Here is a 19,332-nt window from a genome sequence, read left to right on the forward strand (position 1 = left end):
GAGGTCAGGAGACGCCGAGCTGGCCCGCGAGGACGAGCACGGCGGCACCGACGAGGACGACGTCCTCGCCGAGGGTCGAGGTGCGGACGACGAGCTCGTCGCCGGTGACGGGCATGGTCCGCGCCCGGATGGTGCGGTCGGCGGCCTCGCGCAGCGGACCGTCGAGGAGCTCGGCCGGACCGCTGAGGACGACCTCGTGCAGGTTGAGGGTGCCGACGACGGGCGCCAGCGCGGCGCCGAGCTGCTCGCCCACCTCGGTCAGGGCCGTGTCGTGGTCGGACGCGGCGATCCGCTCGCGCAGGTGCGGGACGGCGAGCAGGGTCTCCAGGCAGCCGCGGCGCCCGCAGGCGCAGGTCGCGCCGGCGGGGTCCACGACCACGTGGCCGATCTCGCCGGCGGCCGCGCGGTGACCGTGCAGCAGCGCGCCGCCGAGCACCAGCCCGGCGCCGACGCCGGTGCCGATCCGCAGCAGCATCAGGCCGCCGTCCCGGGCGTCGCCGAAGGTGTGCTCGCCCAGCACCGCGGTGTTGGCGTCGTTGGCCACGAAGACCGGCAGCCCGAAGGCCTCGCGCAGGCCGGCGGCCAGCGTCGTGCCGGACCAGCCGAGGTTGGGGGCGTCGACCACCGTGCCGTCGTGGTCGACGACGCCCGGCGTCCCGACCCCGATGCCCAGGACCGGCTTCGTCGTACGCCCCACGAGCTCGCGGACCAGCTGGTGGACCAGCTCGACGGCCTGCGCCCCGCGGCGACCGGCGATCGGGAGCTCGTGCCGCTCGCGGACGTCCCCGAGCAGGGTGAGCACGGCCCCGGTGACCCGGTCGTCGCCGGACAGGTCGACCGCGACGATGTGGGTCGCGTCGGCAGCCAGCCCGACCAGCGTCGGCGGCTTGCCGACGCGGCTCTCGACGGGCGCGCCGAGCTCCTCGATCAGCCCCTCCTCGACGAGCTGACCCACCAGGTCCGAGACGGTCACCCGGGTGAGGCCGCTGGTCCGGGCCAGGTCGGCCCGGCTCGCCGGTCCCTCCCGGAACAGCTGCTGGAGGAGCAGCGAGCGGTGGTGCCGCCGGGCGTCCTCCTGCAGCAGCTTGCCCCGCGGGCGGAGCGGCCGGCTCACCGGTGTCGTCTGGGTCACGTTTGTTAGTTCAGCGCACTTACATATTCCCCGTCAAGAGGGTCCGGCTCTCGAATCCGCACTGGTCCAGAGCTGCCGAGTCAGCACCAGTAGTGCTGACTCGGCCCCCCACTCCTGCTGACTCGGCGGGAAACAGGGGGTCAGGGGGTGAGCGCGGGCTCGTCGGGCGGGGCGAGGGTGAGGATCGCGTCCTCGATCATCGGGTCCTGCTCGACGTCGGCCTCGACCCGGCGGAAGCGCAGGGCGAGGTGGTTCTCGGTGTCGTCGCCGACCAGGTCGACCGCGGCGACGACGAAGACCCGCTGGGGGCCGACGTACTCGACGTGGAGGTAGGTGATCCGGTCGATCTCGGGGTGCTCGAGCAGCCGGGCCAGGACCCGGGCGCGCAGCTGAGGCGACAGCCCCTCCCCCAGCAGGTACTCCATGTTGCGGCGCATCAGGAAGATCGCCACCCCGGCCAGCAGCACGCCGACCGCGATCGACCCGAGGGCGTCCCAGACCGGGTCCCCGGTCAGCTGGTGCAGGGCGATGCCGCCGCCCGCGAGCAGGATGCCGATGAGCGCGGCGGAGTCCTCGAAGAAGACCGCCCGCAGCGTGGGGTTCGACGTACGGCTGACGTAGCGCAGCGGGCGCATCCCCCACCGCTTCGCCGCGCCGCCGACCTGCCGCGACGCCTGCAGGAACGACGAGCCCTCCAGCACGAGGGCCACCGCGAGGACGACGTAGTTGACCAGGTAGCTCTCCGGGCCCGACTCCTCGTCCAGCAGCTCGGTGACGCCGTGCCACACCGACACCACGGCGCCGGCCGAGAAGAGACCGAAGGCCGCCACCAACGACCAGATGTACGTCGAGCGCCCGTAGCCGCGCGGGTGCTCCTCGTCGCGCGGGCGGCGACCGGTCCGCTCGGCGACCAGCAGGAAGACCTCGTTGCCGGTGTCGGCCCACGAGTGCGCCGCCTCCGCGACCATCGCCGCGGACCCGGTCAGCACCGCGGCCACCGACTTGGCCACGGCGAGCAGCCCGTTGGCGGCCAGGGCGACCAGCACGGTCAGCAGGGACTCCTGCCCGCCCTGCTCCTCGGATCCGCTCTTCTCCCCGGGTGTGCTCACCGCCGGGTGGTACCCGATCCGTACCGTTGCCGCATGTCCCGACGGCTCCCGGCGCTCGCGAGCCCGCTCGCGTGGGGGATCCTGGCCCTCGCGGCCCTGACGGGCTGCAGCAGCGGCAGCGGCAGCGATCAGGAGGAGCCCGAGGCGCTCGAGTACGTCGCCCTCGGCGACTCCTTCACCGCGGGACCGCTCATCCCGCCGGCCGACCCGGCCGGCGGCTGCCTGCGCTCGGGGAGCAACTACCCGTCGCTGGTCGCGGCGGCCCGGGACGACGTGGAGCTCACCGACGTGAGCTGCTCGGGCGCCGGCACCGTCCACCTGACCGCGCCGCAGACGATCGGGGCGGACATCCACGCCCCGCAGCTGGACGCGCTCGACGCCGACACCGACCTGGTGACGGTGAGCATCGGCGGCAACGACGACCAGATCGCGGGATCGCTGCTCGGGGTCTGCCAGCAGCTCGCCGTCGCCGACCCCACCGGCGCTCCCTGCGCCACGGCCGAGGCTGCCGGCGGCGACCCGGTGAGCACCCGGCTGGCCCGCCTGAACACGCGGCTCGTCGACGCCTTCGCCGCGGTCCGCGACCGTGCGCCCGAGGCCCGGGTCGTGGTGGTGGGCTACCCGCAGATCGTCCCGTCCGAGGGCGGCTGCGCCGACCTGCCGCTCGGCCTGGGCGACCGGGCCTGGGCCTACCGGCTCAACCAGGGCCTCACCCTCACCGTGCAGGACGCGGCCGAGAGGGCCGGGTTCGAGTACGTCGACACCTGGGCCGCCAGCGCCGGACACGACATCTGCTCCACCGACCCGTGGATCAACGGGCGGACCACCGACGAGGGAGCCGCCATGGCCTACCACCCGTTCCGCGCCTACGAGCAGGCCGTCGCCGACCTGCTGCTGGAGCTGCTGTGAGGCGGCTGCTGGCCGGGGGGCTGTTGGTGCTGGCGCTGGCCGCGTGCAGCGACGACGGGTCGTCCGCGGACACCTCCGAGACCGCGCCGTCTCCCACCGGGAGCACGACCACCGAGCCCGCAGGGCCGGCGTACGTCGCCCTCGGTGACTCCTACACCGCCGCGCCGCTCATCACCGACGACGCCGCCACCGACGGCTGCCTGCGCTCGCCGGCCAACTACCCGGCCCTGGTGGCGGCGGAGCTGGGCTACACGCTGAGCGACGTCAGCTGCGCGGGCGCCACCACCGACAACCTGCGGACCGCCCAGGGCACCAGCACCGGCGAGGCGCCGCCCCAGCTGGACGCCGTCACGGCGGACGCCGAGCTGGTCACGATCGGGATGGGCGGCAACGACGGCGCCGTCTTCTCGCGCCTGATCGGCTGCGCGACCACCGGCGCCTCCGCCCCCGCGTGCGGGGGTCCTCTGGAGGCCGCGATCGACGAGCTCGGCGGCCACCTCACCGCGGCCGTCGCCGCGATCGCCGAGCGGGCGCCCGAGGCGCAGGTCGTGGTCGTCGGCTACCCGCAGATCATCGCGCCCGACGCCGACTGCCCCGACCTGCTCCCCGTGGCCGCCGCCGACGCCCCCGCGCTGGCCGCGCTCAACGAGCGGCTGCACACCGTCCAGCAGGCGGCCGCGGAGGCCGCGGGCGTCACCTACGTCGACCTGTACGACGCCAGCGCCGGCCACGACGTGTGCTCCGACGATCCCTGGGTCAACGGCGTGCAGACCACGCCCGGCGTCGGCCTGGCCCTGCACCCGCTGGCCGTCGGCCAGCGCGAGACGGCCGACCTGGTGGTCGCGGCGCTCGAGGGCTAGCCCCAGCCGACCGTGGCGTCGAGGACCGGCCCGGCCGCGTCCAGCGGTCGGACGCGGACGGCGACCGGGCGGTCCGCGGCGTCGAGCCGGTAGTCGTACCGCAGTCGTTCCGTGCGCACCCGCAGGACCAGGTCGCCCACGACGTCCCGCGCCACCGAGACGTCGGCCACCGGGCCGGCCAGCGGCATCAGCAGGTCGCGGGTCGTGGCGACCTTCAGGTCCGGCGAGGGGGCCCGGGTGGCGCTGCCGGAGGGCACGTCGTCGAGCGCGCGGGGCGTGGGGGCCCGGTCCGGGGCACAGAGCGGCCACCGGTCCGACCCGGGGCTCGCGAGGAGCACGGTCGGACCGTCCGCGCCGACCCGGCGCAGCTGCTCGATGACCACCCGACCGTCCTGCTCGATCCGGGCGCAGGCGGTGCCGGTCGAGATCGCCACCCGGACCCGCTCCGCCAGCGCCTGCCGGTCGGGCAGCGGTGCCGTCGTCGCCGGCTGCACCGCCGGGACCGGCTCGTCGCGGGAGGTCACCCAGGCGAGCGTGCCGACCGAGGCCAGCAGCACGCAGGCCACCGCGGCGGCCGCGGCGAGCGGCACCCACCGCGTCGTACGGCGGGACGCGTGCACGGTCCGCAGCACGCGGGCGTGGTCGAGCTCGGCGTCCACGGAGCGCAGCACGGTCCGGAGATCCTGCAGGTCGTCGCTCATCGGGAGAACACCCCTTCGGTGTCGTCGTCGTGCTCGGAGTCCTGGGCGGCCAGCGCGTCCCGGAGCCGGCGGCGGGCCCGCGAGGCGCGGGCCGAGGCGGTGTTAGGGCTGCAGCCGAGCGCGGCGGCCAGGTCGCGCTGGTCGAGGTCGGCGGCCAGCAGCAGGCCGACGACCTCCTGGTCGCGCGGCCCGAGGGTGGCGACGGCCCGCCGCAGCGCGTCGGTGCGGTCCACCGACCGGGCCGGGTCGACCGCCTCCGGGGTCCGCTGCGCGCGCAACCGCTCCCCCAGCGCCGTACGACGACGCGCGGAGCGCACGTGGTTGGCGATCACCCGGCGGGCGACGCCCAGCAGCCAGGCCAGCTCGTGCTCGGGGACCTCCCGCCACCGCCGCAGCGCGACCACGAACACCTCCGCCGTCACGTCGTGCGCGTCCTCGGTGTCGAGCCGGCTGCGGGCGTAGCGGAAGACCACCGGCCCGTGCCGCCGGTACAGCTCGTCCACCCGATCCACACCTTGAAGTGTCCGGCACCCGACGGTCGGTGACAGGCGGACGCAGGTGGGTTTGCTCACCCGAGGGCCGGTCATCGCGACCGGCCGACCGGACAGTCCCCGAGTGTGTTCGCCTCCTTCATCGCGGCCCTGCTGAGCCTGCTCGCCGCCGTCGTCCCGCCCCCGTCCTTCGACCGGGCCGCGCGCTCGACGACCGACCCGTCGAGCCCCTGGGTCGTGGTGAACAAGCGGCTCCCGATGACGCCCGCCGACTTCGAGCCGGACCTGGTCGTCGTCGACCAGCACCTGGTCGCCCGGGCCGCGGCGGCCGACCTGCAGGCGCTGCTCGACGCGGCCGCCGACGACGGGATCGAGCTGCACGTGGCGAGCGCCTACCGCTCGCCGTCGTACCAGCGCGGCGTGTACGACGGCATCGTCGCCCGCGACGGGCAGGAGCTCGCCGACCGCTGGTCGGCCCGGCCGGGGCACAGCGAGCACCAGACCGGCCTGGCCGTCGACGTCGACACCCCCGCCCATCCGGAGTGCCGGATCGAGGCCTGCTTCGGCGACACCGACGCCGGCCGCTGGGTGCGCGAGCACGCCGCCGGCTTCGGGTTCTGGCTGCGCTACACCGAGGCCGACCAGGCGATCACCGGCTACGGCCCCGAGCCCTGGCACCTGCGGTACGTCGGCCGCCGGCTCGCCGCCGAGCTGACCCGCACCGGCATCGGCACCCTGGAGGAGTTCTTCGGTCTGCCGGGTGGTGACTACGCGGAGTGATGCACGACCCGCCCCGCCACGACGGTCAGCGCGACGGACATGTCGCGCAGGACCGTGGCGGCGTCGGCGGCCGAGGCCGCGGGCGCGAGCGGGTCGGCGTCGAGGAGGACCAGGTCGCCGCGGGAGCCGACCGCCACGGTGGGCTGGCCGTCGACCGACGCGGCGAGGGTCTCGCGGGCGGTGAGGGCCTGCTCGCCGTGCCAGGCCTCGCGCTCGTCGGCGCTGCGGTGCACGGCCGCGGCCATGGCCAGCCAGGGGTCGAGCGGCGAGACCGGCGCGTCCGACCCGAGGGCCAGGGTCACCCCGTCGTCGAGCATCCAGCGGAACGCGAAGCAGCGCTCGGTGCGGTCCGGCCAGACCTTCTCGGTCAGGTCACGGTCGTCGAGGAGGTGGGCGGGCTGGACGCTGCCGCGGATGCCCAGCCCGGCCATCCGCCGTACGTCGTCGCGGCCGACCAGCTGGGCGTGCTCGATCGAGCCGCGCGCGCCCGTCTCGGCGTACGCCGCCAGCGCGTCGGCCACCGCCGCGTCGCCGATCGCGTGCGTGGCGATCTCCAGCCCGGCGCCGTGGGCGCGCGCGAGCAGCCGGCGCAGCTCCTCGGGCGGCTGGTTGGGCTGGCCGGCGGGGTACTCCAGGCGGTGCGCGTCGGCGTACGGCTGGCAGCACCAGGCCGTGCGGGTGTTGAGCGAGCCGTCGCTGATGATCTTCAGCGGGCCCATCGTCAGCCGGTCGTCCCCGAGCAGCGGGTCGCCGGTGCGCAGCCCGGCCGCGATCACGTCCTCGAGCGTGTCGGCGTACGTCGCCCACCGCACCCGGAGCGTGTCGCAGCCCTGCGACCAGCGCTCCAGCCAGTCGGCCCGGCTGGCGCCGAACTCGAAGTCGGTGAACCCGACGATGCCCATCGACGCGGCGTGGTCGAGGGTGCGCCGGTAGGCCTCGGGCGAGGTCCCGTCGTTGCCGACCAGGGTGGCCAGCCGGGGGTACGCCGCGAACCACTCCGTCTCGCGGACGACCGAGTCGCGCACCGGCATGGCCAGGTGCATCAGCGCGGTGGTGTTGAGCCAGGCGTGGTGCCCGTCGCCGCTGATCAGCACCACGGCCGTGTCGCCGGAGACCGCGTCCAGCTCGGAGACGGTGACGTCGCGCTCCCAGGCGCCCGAGCGGTGGCCCCAGCCGATGACCGGGAACCCGGGGTAGTCGGCGATCCACTCCGTCACCCGGGCCAGGATCTCCTCCGGCGTCCGGACCGCGGCCAGGTCGAGCCGCTGCGAGGCGAGGGTCCACTGCGCCATGTGCACGTGGGCGTCCCACAGCCCCGGCACCAGCCACCGGCCCCCGCCGTCGACCTCCTCCACGCCGTCCGGGCGAGCCAGCCCCGGACCGACCGCGGTCACGGTGCCGTGCTCGACCAGGACGTCGACGGGCGCGTCGGGCACCCGGTGGCCCGCCTCGACCGGGACCAGGCGCGCGTCGCGCAGCAGCAGGCTCGTCATGGGGCCGACGCTAGGGCAGCGGCACGCATCCGCCGAACCCGGCCACCACCCACGGACGCGCGAGGGCGGTGCGACCCGTCGGATCGCACCGCCCCCGCCCCTGCCTACGACGTCACCGCCTCTGACGTCACCGCCGCTTGCGCACCACCTTCACGACCACCCGCTTCGACGCGGACGGCTTCCACGCGGTCGTGCCGAGGAACTCGGCCCGGACCCGGTGCCGCCCGACCCGCAGCCGCGGCAGGCTCACCCGGGCCCGACCCCGGGTCACGGTGACCGTGCGGACGACCTTGCCGTCCACCCGGATGCGGACCTGGCCGCTCGCCCGCGAGGAGACGGTGACCGTGGCGACCGCCCGCTTGCCTGCGGTGACCCGCTTCGGCGTCACCACCAGCTTCGTCGTGGTCGCCTTCGCCGGCTGGGACGGCGGGACCGGCGGCGTCGGCGGCGTCGTGGACACGGGGATCGCCGTGTCGCGGTACGGCGACAGCACGACCGGGCCGCGGAGCCCCGCCTCCTGCCAGGCCGGCAGCTGGTAGTTGCTGTCGCCCGACTTGCGAACCGCGTTGAACATCGTCGTCGCCACCCGGACCACGATCGTGTTCGTCCCCGGGCGCAGGTTCTTCCCGAGGTCGATCCGGTCCCGGTCGGCCTGGTCGACGACGACCGAGGTGCCGTTGACCGTGACCGACGCGGAGTCGAGGACCGCGCCGAGCGCCAGGTAGGCGCCGTCGGTGGCCGCCTTCCAGGTCGCCGGCAGCTCCACCGTGGTCGTGTAGGTGCCGACCCCGGACGACTGACTCAGGTCGACGGGAGAGGTGACGTCGCGCCAGGAGGGCAGAGTGCCGTCCTCGCGAGCGCTCAGGCCGACCGCGGGCTGGTCGGTCTTGACCGTCGTCCACTGCTGGGCGCCCGGAGTCCAGGTCTGGGCCACGAGCGACCAGGTGTCCAGGCCCCGCGCGGCGGTCAGGCCGCTCACCGCGGTCGTGCGGGTGGCGCCGTTGCTGAGCCGGGTGACGTACTGGCCGTCGGCACCGGCCCGCAGGGTCAGGGCGTCACCGGCGGCGCGGACGTCGCCGGTGCTGTCGACGGCGTGGACGGCCGGAGCCGGGGCCGGTGCGGCCGTCGTACCGGCGAGAGCGACGACCACCTTGTCGTACGGCGCGATCTCGACCGGGACCGTCACGGTGCCGTCGCCGGTCGTGTACTCCGCGATCGGGGTGATCTCGCCGGTCCAGCTGTCGAGCAGGTACGGGCGGCCCGTCCCCGTGAGGGTGAGGCGCTGCTCGACGGTCTCGCCGGACCGGTTGTGGACGAAGTCGTAGCTGACCCCGTCCGCCTCGCGACGGACCAGGCCGAGGGCCGCGGTCGGCTCCTCGGGCGTGACGGTCGGCCGGATGCCGGCGGCCACCAGGGCGGCCGGCAGGTCGGCCTCGTCGGCCACGTGCTCGACGGTCGGCTGCGCGAGCAGCTGGTCGACGACCGTGGCGAGCGCGGCACCGCCCGGCTTCGCGCCGGTGGTGGTGGTCGGCAGGCCGCCGACGAGGAAGACCCGCAGGCCGTCGGTGGCCAGGTCGCGGAGGCGCTCGGCGGTGGCGACCGACAGCGTCGTCTGGTTGTTCAGCAACAGCGCCGCGTGGTCGGACCGGTCGGCGAAGAGCCCGCCGTCGGCCTCGACCTCGAGCTCCGGGTCGGCCAGGAAGTCGGGCGCGACGTACTCGTAGGTGTAGCCGGCCTTCGAGGTGGCCGAGCCGGTGCCGAGCAGGTGCTGGACGGGCTGCTGGGTGCCGACGCTGGCCCCGGCGAGGCCGAGGTCCTCGTAGTAGACGCCGAGGTCGACCGTCGCGCGACCCTGGCGCAGGACCAGCTGGTCGCGGGCCAGGGAGTCGTTGACCGGGGCGTAGTCGGGCCAGCTGGCCTGCCGCGGTCCGAACTCGTCGTTGACGCTGATCGCGCCGAAGATGTCCCACGGGTGGTAGCCGGGCCAGGAGCCGTCGCGGCCGCTGGTGCCGACGCCGACCGGGGCGTCGCGGTAGGCGTAGCCGTGCCAGACGAGCTGGTTCACGCCCCCGGCGTACGACGTGTAGATGCTGTCGAGCAGGCCCTGCGAGTACTTGCCGCCGACCTGGGTGCCGTCGCCGCCCTGGCCGAACTGGCCGCCGACGTAGGGCCCGGCCAGGCTCGAGCGGTAGCCGCCCTGGAACACCGCGCAGCACTCGACCGAGACCACGTTCTTGCCGCTCAGGTGCGCGCCCGAGGAGACCGCCCGGTAGTTCTGCTCGGCGCCGAGGGTGCCGTTCCAGAAGTTGAGGGACTCGCCCTCGGGGATCCCGGCGACCGCTCCGGCGGCGCTGGTCGAGATCGGGACGCCGTACGACTGCGCCCGGTAGTTCAGCCCGTGGCCCTCGGCCCACTCCTGCATCGGCGCGACGTAGCGCTCGACGTAGAGGTCGCTCAGGGTCTGGCGGTAGTCCTCGCGCACCTGCGCGCCGATCCCGGCGAGCTCGAAGGCGGGGGTGCCGCTGCCCTGGATCCCGGCGCCGGCGAGGGCCGGCAGCAGGGTGGTCGGGTCGTAGCCGCGGCGCTTCTCGAACTGCTGCAGGAGGCCCCAGGTCCACTTCTGGGTCTCACCGAGCTCGAGGGAGTCCTCGAAGACGGCGCCGCTGCCGATCTTGCGCAGGTTGGCCCGGACCTTCGGGGTGAGGATGTGCTCGTCCCAGAAGTTGGTCTGGATCTGCACGCCGCCGCGACTCCAGTGGTCCGGGACGTAGTTGGGCTGGGTCGCGGTGTAGCCGTTGCGCTGCGCGACCAGGCCGGAGGCCGTCTGGACGAGGTCGATGACCACCCAGGGGTTGCCGTTGCCGGTCGGGAAGGTGTGGTCCAGGCGTCCGCCGCTGACCTGGGCGGTGACGTCGGTGACCGACGACGGGACCAGCTGGACCGGCGCCGGAGTGGTCGCGTCGCACGCGGCCGCGCACTGGGCGACCAGCGTCTTGAGGCGGGTGGTGCGGGCCACGGTGACGACGGCCTCCGCGACGGCGTGCGCGTTGCGGAGCGGCGAGACCGACAGGTCGGCGCAGGTCGCCGTACGGTCGCCGAGAGCGCTCACGACCACCTTCTCGGCGGTCCCACCGGCTCCCACGGTGACCGTGTCGCCCGGGGCGTAGCCGCCGAGGCTGTTCACCTTCAGCACCTCGTCGCCCGGAGCTGCCGGACCGCACAGCTGGGTGGTGACGTTGGGCGGGGCCACCGTCGGCGCCGGCAGCGCGCCGCTGCGGGTGGAGCCGGCGGGGTTGAACTCGCGGCCGAAGATCAGCTTCTGCTCGGCCTCGCGCTGGTTGAAGCTGTTCAGGGTCGGGACCGTGGGCGGGTACTGCGGGCCCAGGTTCTGGTCCACGACCAGGCCGAGCTCCGCCGCCTCGGCGGTGATGACCTCCATCTTGTGCGCCCAGGCCGGCGTGCCCCAGCCGTATTGCTCGAGGAAGGCGTTGGTCTGGTTGCCCGCGCCGGGGACGCCGAACGGCGCGATCTCCACCCCGCCGGCGCCCGAGGCCGCCATGTCCCGGAGCTCCTGGCGCAGCACCTCGTCGTCGGTGTAGGCCAGCGGCATCCAGTAGCGGTACATCGGCCGCACGCTGGTCGGCGGGTCGGCGTACGTCGCCGCGGTCAGCGCCGGTGTCCCCGTCGTCGGGGCGGCGGTCGGGGCAGCGACGGCCGCGGAGGCCGCGGGGCCCACGGTCGCCGTGACCGGTACGGCGAGGGCGGCGGAGGCCGCGACGGCCAGCGCGGTCGCCGCGACCGCTGGAAGGCGGCCGAGCCGCCGAGGTGCAGGAGTTCTGGTCATCGGTCCCCCGGGGTGATGAAAGGTTTCAATGTGGCGGTCGTCACCGTAGGTCTGCTCCTCTCGTCCCGTCAATAGGACACTCACAGTGTCTTATCTCCGGGCTAGACGGCTTCGCGTGACACCGGTGCGCGACAATCGCCTCCGTGGACGCCCCCGTGGACCAGGTGAGGACGCGACGCCGGGGCGCCGTCCTCGAGCAGGCGATCCTCGACGCCGCGTGGGCCGAGCTCGGCGAGCACGGGTGGTCGAGCTTCACGATCGCCGGCGTCGCCGCCCGCTGCGGCACGGCGAAGAACGTGGTCTACCGGCGGTGGGAGAACCGGATCCAGCTCGCCCAGGAGATGCTCGTGCGGGCCCTGCGCTCGGCCGACGAGGTCGTCGAGACCTCCGGCGACCTCCGCTCCGATCTGCTGGGCTTCCTCCGCGGCCTGGAGGCGTTCTACGACGGCCCGTTCGGGGAGGCGGTCCGCGGGGTGCTGCTGGAACGGGCCGACCGCACCAGCTCGCTGACCGGGCCCGAGGTCCCGTTCCCGATCGTGGCCATCGTCGACGCCGCCCTGGACAGGGGCGAGCTCACCGCCCGACCCCCCGCCCTCGTGCAGAACCTGGGCCACGCCCTGATGACCTCGGAGCTCGTCCACACCGCCGCGCCGCTGCGCGGTCCCGCCGTCGAGCTGCTCCTCGACGACGTCTGGCTGCCCGCGCTGCTGCGGCGACCCACGGGCGGCTGACCCCACGGCACCCACTACGGTGTCCGCCATGTCTGTGCGCGCGCTGGGGGCCTTCGCGGTCCTCGCGATCGCGGGCGTCGCCGGCGGGTACGGCGTCAGCGCCCTGCAGACCGACGCCCCGCTCACCATCTCGGTCGCGGCGCCCGTCCCGGCTGCGTCGCCGTCGTACCCGGTCACCGAGTACGACGTCGAGCCCGACCCCGACGACGCCCCGCTGGCGACCGGGCTGCCGCTGGAGGCCGCCAAGCTGCGGGCCAACGGCAAGCGCCTCGAGTTCAGGGTCCCGGAGGGCTGGAGTCGCGGCGGCGAGCTGCCGAACGCGATCTTCACCGCCGACCGGAGCGCCACGAACACCTACCAGCTCCGGGTGACCGGCCTGGGCGGGCTGAGCTCGCAGCGGGTCGAGGTGATGAACCGGATCAACGCCCTGCGCGACGCCGAGGCCAACGAGCAGCTCGAGAACCTGGTGATCGAGACCCAGGGCGACGACCGCTTCGTGGCGACGTACCTCCAGGGCGGCTACCGCCGGGTGTCGATGGAGCGCTTCCTGGTCCTCGGCGACAGCGGGGCGACCGCGGCGGTCGCGGCCGTGGGTCGCGAGGCGGACCGGGACGGCCTGCAGGACCTGCTGACCCGGGTCAGCGACTCGCTGCGCCTCGGCTGACCCGGGCGGCCGCCGCCCGCCGCCGCCGCCGCAAAGTTTCATCGGCTAGCCGATGAAACTCATCCCTGGACGATGAACCTTTGTCGTCCCGGCAGGAGGTTCATCGGCTAGCCGATGAAACTCTCACCCGGCCTCGCACCCCGCCGCTACATCCCGTACACCGCCACCGAGTCGAGCACCCGGTTGGCGGTGGCCCGGTCGTGGCTGCGGACCTGGATCCAGACCAGCTGGTCGGCGGTGACCTGGACGACCCGCTCGACGGTGAGGCCGCCGGGGCAGTCCCCGAAGACCACCGTCCGTACGGCGTCGCCGTCCTGGACGTCGTCGGAGTGCGGGCCGGCCCGGCCGCACTCGGGGTGCTGGGGCAGCTGCTCGGGCAGCTCGGTGCCGGCGAGGACGCCGACGAACACGCCCTGGTCGTCGCCGTCGGGGTCGTTCCAGTCGCGGGCGGTGCCGACGGAGAGGGCGGGCTGCTCGCCCTGGTCGTCGCTGCCCGGCGGCGCCCAGGCCCCGGTCGCCACCGCGGCGTCCCAGGCCGCGGGCACGGTGACCTCGAAGGTGCCGTCGTCGTCGGAGACGGTGACGTCGGGGTCGGGGCGGCTCTGCTGCCAGACCCAGCCGCCGATCCCACCCGCGCACAGGACGACGAGCCCGGCCACCGCGGCGGCCAGCACCCGCAGCGGCCGCCGGCGCCGAGAACCCGCCGACGACCGGGCGGGGACGGACGGCTCGGGGACCGCCGCGACGTCGGTCGCGGGGTCCGGGCGGGCCCCGGGCTGGGTGAGCTCGGGGTCGATCGGCAGCCACGGCGCGGGGGTGGCGGCGGTCGCCTCCGGGCCGAGCGCCGCGGCCAGCGCGTCGACGTACGACGTGACGTCGGGCCAGCGCTCCTCGCGGTCGACCGCCAGCGCCCGTCGTACGACGGCGTCGACCGCGTCGTCGTAGGGCCGCTCGTCGGTGGACAGCGGCGGGGGCGGCACCGGGCTGGCGGCGGCGCTCAGCGTCGCGTGCGTGTACGGCGCCCGCCCCGTCAGCAGCAGGTAGGTCAGCGCGCCGAGGGAGTACTGGTCGGCCCGGGCGTCCAGCGACTCGGCGGCCGCCTGCTCGGGCGCCACGAACGATGGCGTTCCCGCGACCATGGTCAGCCGCGACGACACGTCGAGCGCCTTGCCCAGCCCGAGGTCGGCGACCATCGCGCGGACCGTCCCGTCGACGCTGCGGAACAGCACGTTCGCCGGCTTCACGTCGCGGTGCAGGATGTCGTTGCGGTGCAGGGCGGCGAGCCCGGCGCCGACCTGGCGGACCACCTCCAGCGCCTGCCCGGCGGCCAGGCCCTCGACCTCGAGCCGGTCGGCGAGGGTGCCCTGGTCGGCGTAGGTCATCACCAGGTAGGGCCGGCCGTCCTCGAGCTCGCCGGCGTCGAAGACCTGGACGACGTGCGGCGACTCGACCCGCCGCAGGTAGCGGCCCTCCTCGAGGAAGCGGCGCCGTACCTGGTGGTCCTCGGTCCAGTTGTCGGCCAGCACCTTCACCGCGACCGGCGCGTCCAGCTGCTCGTCGTAGGCCAGCCACACGGTCGCGAACCCGCCCGCACCGATCCGGCGGCGCACGGCGTAGCGGCCGAGGCGGCTGGGCATGGACACCGCGCCATTATGGGCGAACCCTGAGAGGGCCCCTGAGACCGAGCCAGGGTTCGCGCCGGGGTCGGGCCAGCGTTCGTCCCCGATGCGGCAGGGGTCGGACCGCCAGCAGGCTGAGGTCCATGATCCAGGTCGAGAACCTCACCAAGAAGTACGGCGCCTTCACCGCCGTCGACGACGTCAGCTTCACGGCGCGCTCCGGGCGCGTCACCGGCTTCCTCGGGCCCAACGGCGCCGGGAAGTCCACCACCATGCGGATCATGGTGGGGCTCACCCCCACCGACTCCGGGACCGCGACGGTCGCCGGTCGGCGCTTCGCCGACCTGCCCAACCCCGGCCTGGAGGTCGGCGTCCTGCTCGACGCCTCCGCCCAGCACGCGGGCCGCACCGGCCGGGAGATCCTCACCGTCGCGGCCCTGACCATGGGCCTGCCCAAGCGCCGGGTCGACGAGATGCTCGACCGGGTCAGCCTGACCCCCACCGAGGCCGGTCGCCGGGTCCGCAACTACTCGCTCGGCATGCGGCAGCGGCTCGGCATCGCCACCGCCCTGCTCGGCGACCCCGAGGTGCTGATCCTCGACGAGCCGGCCAACGGCCTCGACCCGGCCGGCATCCGCTGGATGCGCGACCTGCTGCGCGGGTACGCCGACCAGGGCGGGACCGTCCTGCTCTCCAGCCACCTGCTGCACGAGATCGAGGTCATCGCCGACGACCTGGTCGTCATCGGCCAGGGCCGGATCGTCGCCGACGGCACCAAGGCCGAGCTGCTGGCCAGCGCCGGCACCCTGGTCCGCACCCGGGTGGTCGACGACCTCGCCACCGCCCTCACCGCCTCCGGGCTCACCCCGGTCCTCAGCGGCGCCACCGGCGGCTCCGACGTGCTGCGCGTCGACGCCGACCCCGAGGTCGTCGGCAAGGTCGCGCACGAGGCGGGCATCCCGCTCGTCGAGCTGCGCGCCGCCGACGGCGCGGGCCTCGAGGAGATGTTCCTCGAGCTCACCTCCGACACCCAGCGCGAAGGAAACTCCTGATGAGCACGCTCACCGCCCCCGCCCGCACCATCACGCCCATCCCCACCGCACGCCTGGTGCACGTCGAGGCCCGCAAGTCCTTCGACACCCGGTCCGGCTTCTGGCTGATCGCCAGCATCGGCATCCTGGCCACGCTCGCCACCGCCGCGGTGATCCTCTTCGCGCCCGACTCCGAGGTCGACTTCGAGGCGTTCGCGAGCGCCATCGGCTTCCCGATGGCCGTCGTGCTGCCGATGGTGGCGATCCTCTCGGTGACGAGCGAGTGGAGCCAGCGCACCGGACTGACGTCGTACACCCTGGTGCCCCACCGGGGCCGGGTGCTGCGGGCCAAGGCGATCGTCGCCGGCATCGTCGGCGTCGTCTCCATGGTCCTGGCCCTCGGCATCGGCGCCCTCGGCAACGTCGTCGGGTCGGCGATCAACGGCACCGACCTGGTCTGGAACATCTCGGCGCAGGAGTTCGCGCTGATCGTGCTCGGCAACCTGATCGGGATGGCCGTCGGCTTCATGCTCGGCGTGCTGATCCGCAACAGCCCCGGCGCGATCGTCGCCTACTTCGTCTACTCGCTGCTGCTCCCGACCGTCACCATGGTGCTCGGCGAGACCCAGAAGTGGTTCGCCGACAAGCAGGCCTGGATCGACTTCAACTACGCCCAGGGCCCGCTCTTCGAGGGCTCGGTCAGCGGCCAGCAGTGGGCGCAGCTGGCGGTCACCGGCGCGGTCTGGCTGGTGCTGCCGCTGACGATCGGGATCTGGGCGGTGCTGCGCTCCGAGGTGAAGTAGCCCCCACCAGGGATGATGTGCGCATGACGGAGACACCTCTCGGGCCCGACGAGATCGACGACCTCGCCCGTCGGGCCCGAGACGGTGACCGCGACGCCCTGGAGGACCTGCTCGCCGCGGTCCGTCCGCGGGCGCTCAACGTGTGTCGCGGCGTGCTGCCCTACACGCCGGACGCCGAGGACGCCTGCCAGGAGGCGATGATCAACGTCGCCACCAAGATCGGCGGCTGGAACGGCCAGGGCCGGTTCACCACCTGGATGCACGTGGTCGCGGTGAACAGCGCGCGGTCGACGTACCGCCGGATGAAGAACCAGGCCGTCGCCACCGACCCGCACGACCACGGGCCCCTCGAACGGCCCGACCCCCGCACCACCAGCGTCATCGCCGGCACCCGCCTCGACCTGCTCGAGGCGATGGAGACCATCGAGCGCGACCACCCCCAGTTCGTGGAGCCGCTCCTGCTGCGCGACGTCTACGGCCTCCCGTACGACGAGATCGCCCGGCTGGTCGGCGCCCCGCTCGGCACCGTCAAGGCCCAGATCCACCACGGCCGCAAGCTGGCCCGCCCGCTGCTGCGGGGGCAGGAGTGACCGCCCGCGTGCGGCTGGCCGCCGGCGCCGCCGCGCTGACCGCGCTGGCCCTGCTGGCCGGCGGGTGCAGCGACGGGACCTGGGAGGGCGAGGCCGACCGGGACCCGACCAGCTCCTCGGAGCCGACCACCGGCACCGACACCGACGACCCGCCCGAGGCCGATCTCGACCTGGCCCTCAGCGAGCCGGTCGAGGACCCGCTCTACCCCGAGGTCGGCGACCCCGGCGTCGACGCGCTCCACTACGACCTGACCCTCGACTGGGATCCCGCGACGTCGGTGCTCACCGGCGAGGAGGTGCTCACCTTCCGGGCCACCGCGACGGCCGAGCGGTTCCAGCTCGACCTCGGCGAGCCGCTGGAGGTCGGCGACGTGCTGCTCGACGGCGAGCCGGTCGAGGTCGAGCACGACGGCAAGGACCTGGTGGTCCTCGCGCCCGTGGAGGAGGACGCCCGCCACGAGCTGACCCTCTCGTACGCCGGCACGCCCACCCCCGCGCCCGCCCCCACCCAGCGCAGCGACTTCAGCACCACCGGCTGGACGATCACCGACGACGGCGAGACCTGGACCATGCAGGAGCCGTTCGGCGCCTACACCTGGTACGCCGTCAACGACCAGCCCTCCGACAAGGCCCTCTACGACTTCACCATCACCGTGCCGTCGCCCTGGTCCGGCGTCGCCAACGGCGAGCTGCTCTCCCGCACCGACGCCGACGGCGTCACCGAGACGCGCTGGCACCTCGCGGAGCCGGCGGCGTCGTACCTCGTCACCGTCGCGACGGGCGACTTCACGATGACCGAGGACGAGTCGGCCTCGGGCGTGCCCATCACCTACTGGACGCCCTCCGACGAGCCGGAGTACATCGAGAAGCTGCAGGAGACCCCGGCCGGGCTCGCCTGGCTGGAGGAGAGGCTGGGGCCCTACCCGTTCGACACCCTCGGCATCGTCATCGTCGACTCCGAGAGCGGCATGGAGACCCAGACCATGATCACGCTCGGCGACACCGAGTACGCCACCTCGCCCGCCGTGCTGGTCCACGAGATGGCGCACCACTGGTACGGCGACCAGGTCACGCCGCGCGACTGGCGCGACGTGTGGATGAACGAGGGCATGGCCATGTACCTCCAGGGCGCCTGGGAGGCCGACGACGCCGGCGTCCCGGTCACCGACGTGATGGACGAGTGGGCGCCGTACGAGGAGGACTTCCGCGCGGAGTCCGGCCCGCCCGCCGACTTCGACCCCGACCAGTTCGGCGCCTCGAACATCTACTACGGTCCGGCCCTGATGTGGCAGGAGGTCCGCGAGCGGATCGGCGAGGAGAGGTTCTGGTCGATGGTCCGCGCCTGGCCGGCCGCCCGCGACAACCTCAGCACCGGCCGCGAGGACTACCTCGCCTGGGTCGAGGAGGAGACCGGCGAGGAGCTCACCGACCTGTTCGACGCCTGGCTCCTCGGCGAGACCACCCCACCCCGCGACTGACCCGCCCGCGCCGACTCGGCTATTCCGTCCACAGCAGAAGAGGGTTGTCGCGGGTCTCGGCCCGGGGGAGGGTCGTTCGCATGCGGATCCTGGTGCTGGGCGGCTCGGTGTTCCTCTCGCGCGCGGTCGCCGCGGAGGCGGTACGACGGGGCCACGACGTCGTCTGCGCCTGCCGCGGTACGTCGGGCTCCGTCCCCGACGGCGCGCGACTCGTGGAGACCGACCGCACCGGACCGCTGCCGGACGAGCTGACCGGCTTCGACGCCGTGGTCGAGGTGGCCCGGCAGCCGTCGTGGGTCCGGGCCGCCGTCGAGCGGCTGCCCGGCGCGCACTGGGTCTTCGTATCGACGATCAACGTCTACGAGGACGAGTCCACCCCCGGTGGCCGGCCCGGCACGCTCCCGCTCCGCGCGCCGCAGCCCGACGACGTCGACCTGGCCGTCGACCCGGAGGCCTACGGACCGATGAAGGTGGCCTGCGAGGAGATCGTCGCCGCCGGCGCCGCGTCCTCGATGGTGGTCCGGCCCGGGCTGATCGTCGGACCCGGCGACCCGACCGGACGGTTCAGCTACTGGCCGGCCCGGCTCGGATCCGGACCCGCGGAGGTCCTCGCGCCCGGCGACCCCGGCGACGTCGTCCAGGTGGTCGACGTGCGCGACCTCGCCGACTGGGTCGTCGACAGCTGCGAGACCCGTCGTACCGGCACCTACGACGGCGTCGGCCCCGCCCGCCCCCTCTCCCAACTGCTGGCCGAGGTCGCGGCCGGCTGCGACGCCGACCCGATCTGGACGTGGGTGTCCCAGGACGCGCTCGAGGCGCAGGGCGTCGAGCCCTGGTCCGGTCCGCGGTCCGTCCCGCTCTGGCTGCCCCGCCCGGCGTACGACGGCATGCTCGCCCACGACGTCACCCCCTCGCTCGACGCTGGCCTGCGGATCCGCCCGCTCGCCGACACCGCCCGCGACACCCTGGTCTGGCTGCGCGCCACCCCCGACGCCCCCGTCACCGGCCTGACCGCCGAGGAGGAGGCCCAGCTCCTGCGCCGACCCGTCACTGAATGACCGTTTTCCGCGGTGTGTCGCGGCGGGACTGACGGTTCG

General features: G+C 74.2%; 17 protein-coding genes. 10 read left to right on the forward strand and 7 right to left on the reverse strand.

Annotated features, from left to right (window positions below):
- Positions 1–4: 4 nt before the first annotated feature.
- Both V7S47_RS14280 and V7S47_RS14285 read right to left on the reverse strand, forming a co-directional pair.
- Positions 5–1,132, reverse strand: coding sequence for an ROK family transcriptional regulator (locus V7S47_RS14280; RefSeq protein WP_170866927.1), 1,128 nt, complete (start codon positions 1,130–1,132; stop codon positions 5–7).
- Between the two features lie 140 nt (positions 1,133–1,272).
- Positions 1,273–2,241, reverse strand: a complete 969-nt coding sequence (locus tag V7S47_RS14285; RefSeq protein ID WP_336562167.1) for a cation diffusion facilitator family transporter — start codon at positions 2,239–2,241, stop codon at positions 1,273–1,275.
- 33 nt (positions 2,242–2,274) lie between these two features.
- Here V7S47_RS14285 and V7S47_RS14290 point away from each other — a divergent pair, with 33 nt between their 5' ends.
- Together V7S47_RS14290 and V7S47_RS14295 are read left to right on the forward strand one after the other, a co-directional pair.
- Positions 2,275–3,150 (forward strand): SGNH/GDSL hydrolase family protein, encoded by an 876-nt coding sequence (locus V7S47_RS14290; RefSeq protein ID WP_336562168.1) that lies wholly within the window; start codon positions 2,275–2,277, stop codon positions 3,148–3,150.
- Positions 3,147–4,010 carry an SGNH/GDSL hydrolase family protein gene (locus V7S47_RS14295; protein ID WP_336562169.1) on the forward strand — a complete coding sequence of 288 codons (864 nt, stop codon included), beginning with the start codon at positions 3,147–3,149 and terminating at the stop codon, positions 4,008–4,010. Before V7S47_RS14290 ends, V7S47_RS14295 begins: the two co-directional genes overlap by 4 nt.
- Here the strand turns inward: V7S47_RS14295 and V7S47_RS14300 are convergent.
- Together V7S47_RS14300 and V7S47_RS14305 are read right to left on the reverse strand one after the other, a co-directional pair.
- Complete coding sequence (locus V7S47_RS14300) at positions 4,007–4,711, reverse strand: hypothetical protein (RefSeq protein WP_336562170.1); 705 nt, start codon at positions 4,709–4,711, stop codon at positions 4,007–4,009. The genes V7S47_RS14295 and V7S47_RS14300 overlap by 4 nt on opposite strands.
- The gene (locus V7S47_RS14305; protein ID WP_170866929.1) at positions 4,708–5,214 is read right to left on the reverse strand and encodes an RNA polymerase sigma factor; all 507 of its coding nucleotides are present in this window, start codon (positions 5,212–5,214) and stop codon (positions 4,708–4,710) included. Before V7S47_RS14305 ends, V7S47_RS14300 begins: the two co-directional genes overlap by 4 nt.
- 114 nt (positions 5,215–5,328) lie before the next feature.
- Between V7S47_RS14305 and V7S47_RS14310 the strand changes: the two genes are divergently transcribed.
- Positions 5,329–5,982 (forward strand): M15 family metallopeptidase, encoded by a 654-nt coding sequence (locus V7S47_RS14310; protein ID WP_336562171.1) that lies wholly within the window; start codon positions 5,329–5,331, stop codon positions 5,980–5,982.
- Here the strand turns inward: V7S47_RS14310 and V7S47_RS14315 are convergent.
- Both V7S47_RS14315 and V7S47_RS14320 read right to left on the reverse strand, forming a co-directional pair.
- Positions 5,970–7,475, reverse strand: coding sequence for an amidohydrolase (locus V7S47_RS14315; protein ID WP_336562172.1), 1,506 nt, complete (start codon positions 7,473–7,475; stop codon positions 5,970–5,972). The two genes, V7S47_RS14310 and V7S47_RS14315, sit on opposite strands and share 13 nt — an antisense overlap.
- A 127-nt stretch (positions 7,476–7,602) precedes the next feature.
- Positions 7,603–11,319 (reverse strand): glycosyl hydrolase, encoded by a 3,717-nt coding sequence (locus tag V7S47_RS14320; protein WP_336562173.1) that lies wholly within the window; start codon positions 11,317–11,319, stop codon positions 7,603–7,605.
- A gap of 143 nt (positions 11,320–11,462) precedes the next feature.
- Between V7S47_RS14320 and V7S47_RS14325 the strand changes: the two genes are divergently transcribed.
- Positions 11,463–12,050, forward strand: a complete 588-nt coding sequence (locus tag V7S47_RS14325; RefSeq protein WP_336562174.1) for a TetR/AcrR family transcriptional regulator — start codon at positions 11,463–11,465, stop codon at positions 12,048–12,050.
- A gap of 28 nt (positions 12,051–12,078) precedes the next feature.
- The gene (locus V7S47_RS14330) at positions 12,079–12,714 is read left to right on the forward strand and encodes a hypothetical protein (RefSeq protein WP_336562175.1); all 636 of its coding nucleotides are present in this window, start codon (positions 12,079–12,081) and stop codon (positions 12,712–12,714) included.
- A 146-nt stretch (positions 12,715–12,860) separates the two neighbouring features.
- Here the strand turns inward: V7S47_RS14330 and V7S47_RS14335 are convergent, their stop codons facing one another.
- Positions 12,861–14,351: a serine/threonine-protein kinase gene (locus V7S47_RS14335; RefSeq protein WP_336562211.1), complete on the reverse strand. Its 1,491-nt coding sequence runs from the start codon at positions 14,349–14,351 to the stop codon at positions 12,861–12,863.
- A 125-nt stretch (positions 14,352–14,476) separates the two neighbouring features.
- Between V7S47_RS14335 and V7S47_RS14340 the strand changes: the two genes are divergently transcribed.
- The 5 genes from V7S47_RS14340 to V7S47_RS14360 all read left to right on the forward strand — a co-directional run bounded on the left by V7S47_RS14340 (position 14,477) and on the right by V7S47_RS14360 (position 19,293).
- Positions 14,477–15,385 (forward strand): ABC transporter ATP-binding protein, encoded by a 909-nt coding sequence (locus tag V7S47_RS14340; protein ID WP_336562176.1) that lies wholly within the window; start codon positions 14,477–14,479, stop codon positions 15,383–15,385.
- The gene (locus V7S47_RS14345) at positions 15,385–16,167 is read left to right on the forward strand and encodes an ABC transporter permease (protein WP_336562177.1); all 783 of its coding nucleotides are present in this window, start codon (positions 15,385–15,387) and stop codon (positions 16,165–16,167) included. The genes V7S47_RS14340 and V7S47_RS14345 overlap by 1 nt, the downstream gene beginning before the upstream one ends.
- Positions 16,168–16,190: 23 nt before the next feature.
- Positions 16,191–16,757: an RNA polymerase sigma factor gene (locus tag V7S47_RS14350; protein ID WP_090850938.1), complete on the forward strand. Its 567-nt coding sequence runs from the start codon at positions 16,191–16,193 to the stop codon at positions 16,755–16,757.
- Positions 16,754–18,235 (forward strand): M1 family metallopeptidase, encoded by a 1,482-nt coding sequence (locus tag V7S47_RS14355; RefSeq protein ID WP_336562178.1) that lies wholly within the window; start codon positions 16,754–16,756, stop codon positions 18,233–18,235. The genes V7S47_RS14350 and V7S47_RS14355 overlap by 4 nt, the downstream gene beginning before the upstream one ends.
- A gap of 80 nt (positions 18,236–18,315) precedes the next feature.
- A complete protein-coding gene (locus V7S47_RS14360) occupies positions 18,316–19,293 on the forward strand; it encodes an epimerase (protein ID WP_336562179.1) in 978 nt (325 codons plus the stop codon).
- The last annotated feature ends 39 nt before the right edge of the window (positions 19,294–19,332 follow it).

Source organism: Nocardioides sp. CCNWLW216 (genome assembly GCF_037120545.1).
GTDB lineage: Bacteria > Actinomycetota > Actinomycetes > Propionibacteriales > Nocardioidaceae > Nocardioides > Nocardioides lianchengensis.

Coding starts and splice junctions, on each gene's coding strand:
- V7S47_RS14350 (WP_090850938.1), top strand. CDS start 16,191: ATGACGGAGACACCTCTCGGGCCCGACGAGATCGACGACCTCGCCCGT.
- V7S47_RS14340 (WP_336562176.1), top strand. CDS start 14,477: ATGATCCAGGTCGAGAACCTCACCAAGAAGTACGGCGCCTTCACCGCC.
- V7S47_RS14300 (WP_336562170.1), bottom strand. CDS start 4,711: ATGAGCGACGACCTGCAGGATCTCCGGACCGTGCTGCGCTCCGTGGAC.
- V7S47_RS14330 (WP_336562175.1), top strand. CDS start 12,079: ATGTCTGTGCGCGCGCTGGGGGCCTTCGCGGTCCTCGCGATCGCGGGC.
- V7S47_RS14315 (WP_336562172.1), bottom strand. CDS start 7,475: ATGACGAGCCTGCTGCTGCGCGACGCGCGCCTGGTCCCGGTCGAGGCG.
- V7S47_RS14335 (WP_336562211.1), bottom strand. CDS start 14,351: ATGCCCAGCCGCCTCGGCCGCTACGCCGTGCGCCGCCGGATCGGTGCG.
- V7S47_RS14360 (WP_336562179.1), top strand. CDS start 18,316: ATGCGGATCCTGGTGCTGGGCGGCTCGGTGTTCCTCTCGCGCGCGGTC.
- V7S47_RS14320 (WP_336562173.1), bottom strand. CDS start 11,319: ATGACCAGAACTCCTGCACCTCGGCGGCTCGGCCGCCTTCCAGCGGTC.
- V7S47_RS14290 (WP_336562168.1), top strand. CDS start 2,275: ATGTCCCGACGGCTCCCGGCGCTCGCGAGCCCGCTCGCGTGGGGGATC.
- V7S47_RS14345 (WP_336562177.1), top strand. CDS start 15,385: ATGAGCACGCTCACCGCCCCCGCCCGCACCATCACGCCCATCCCCACC.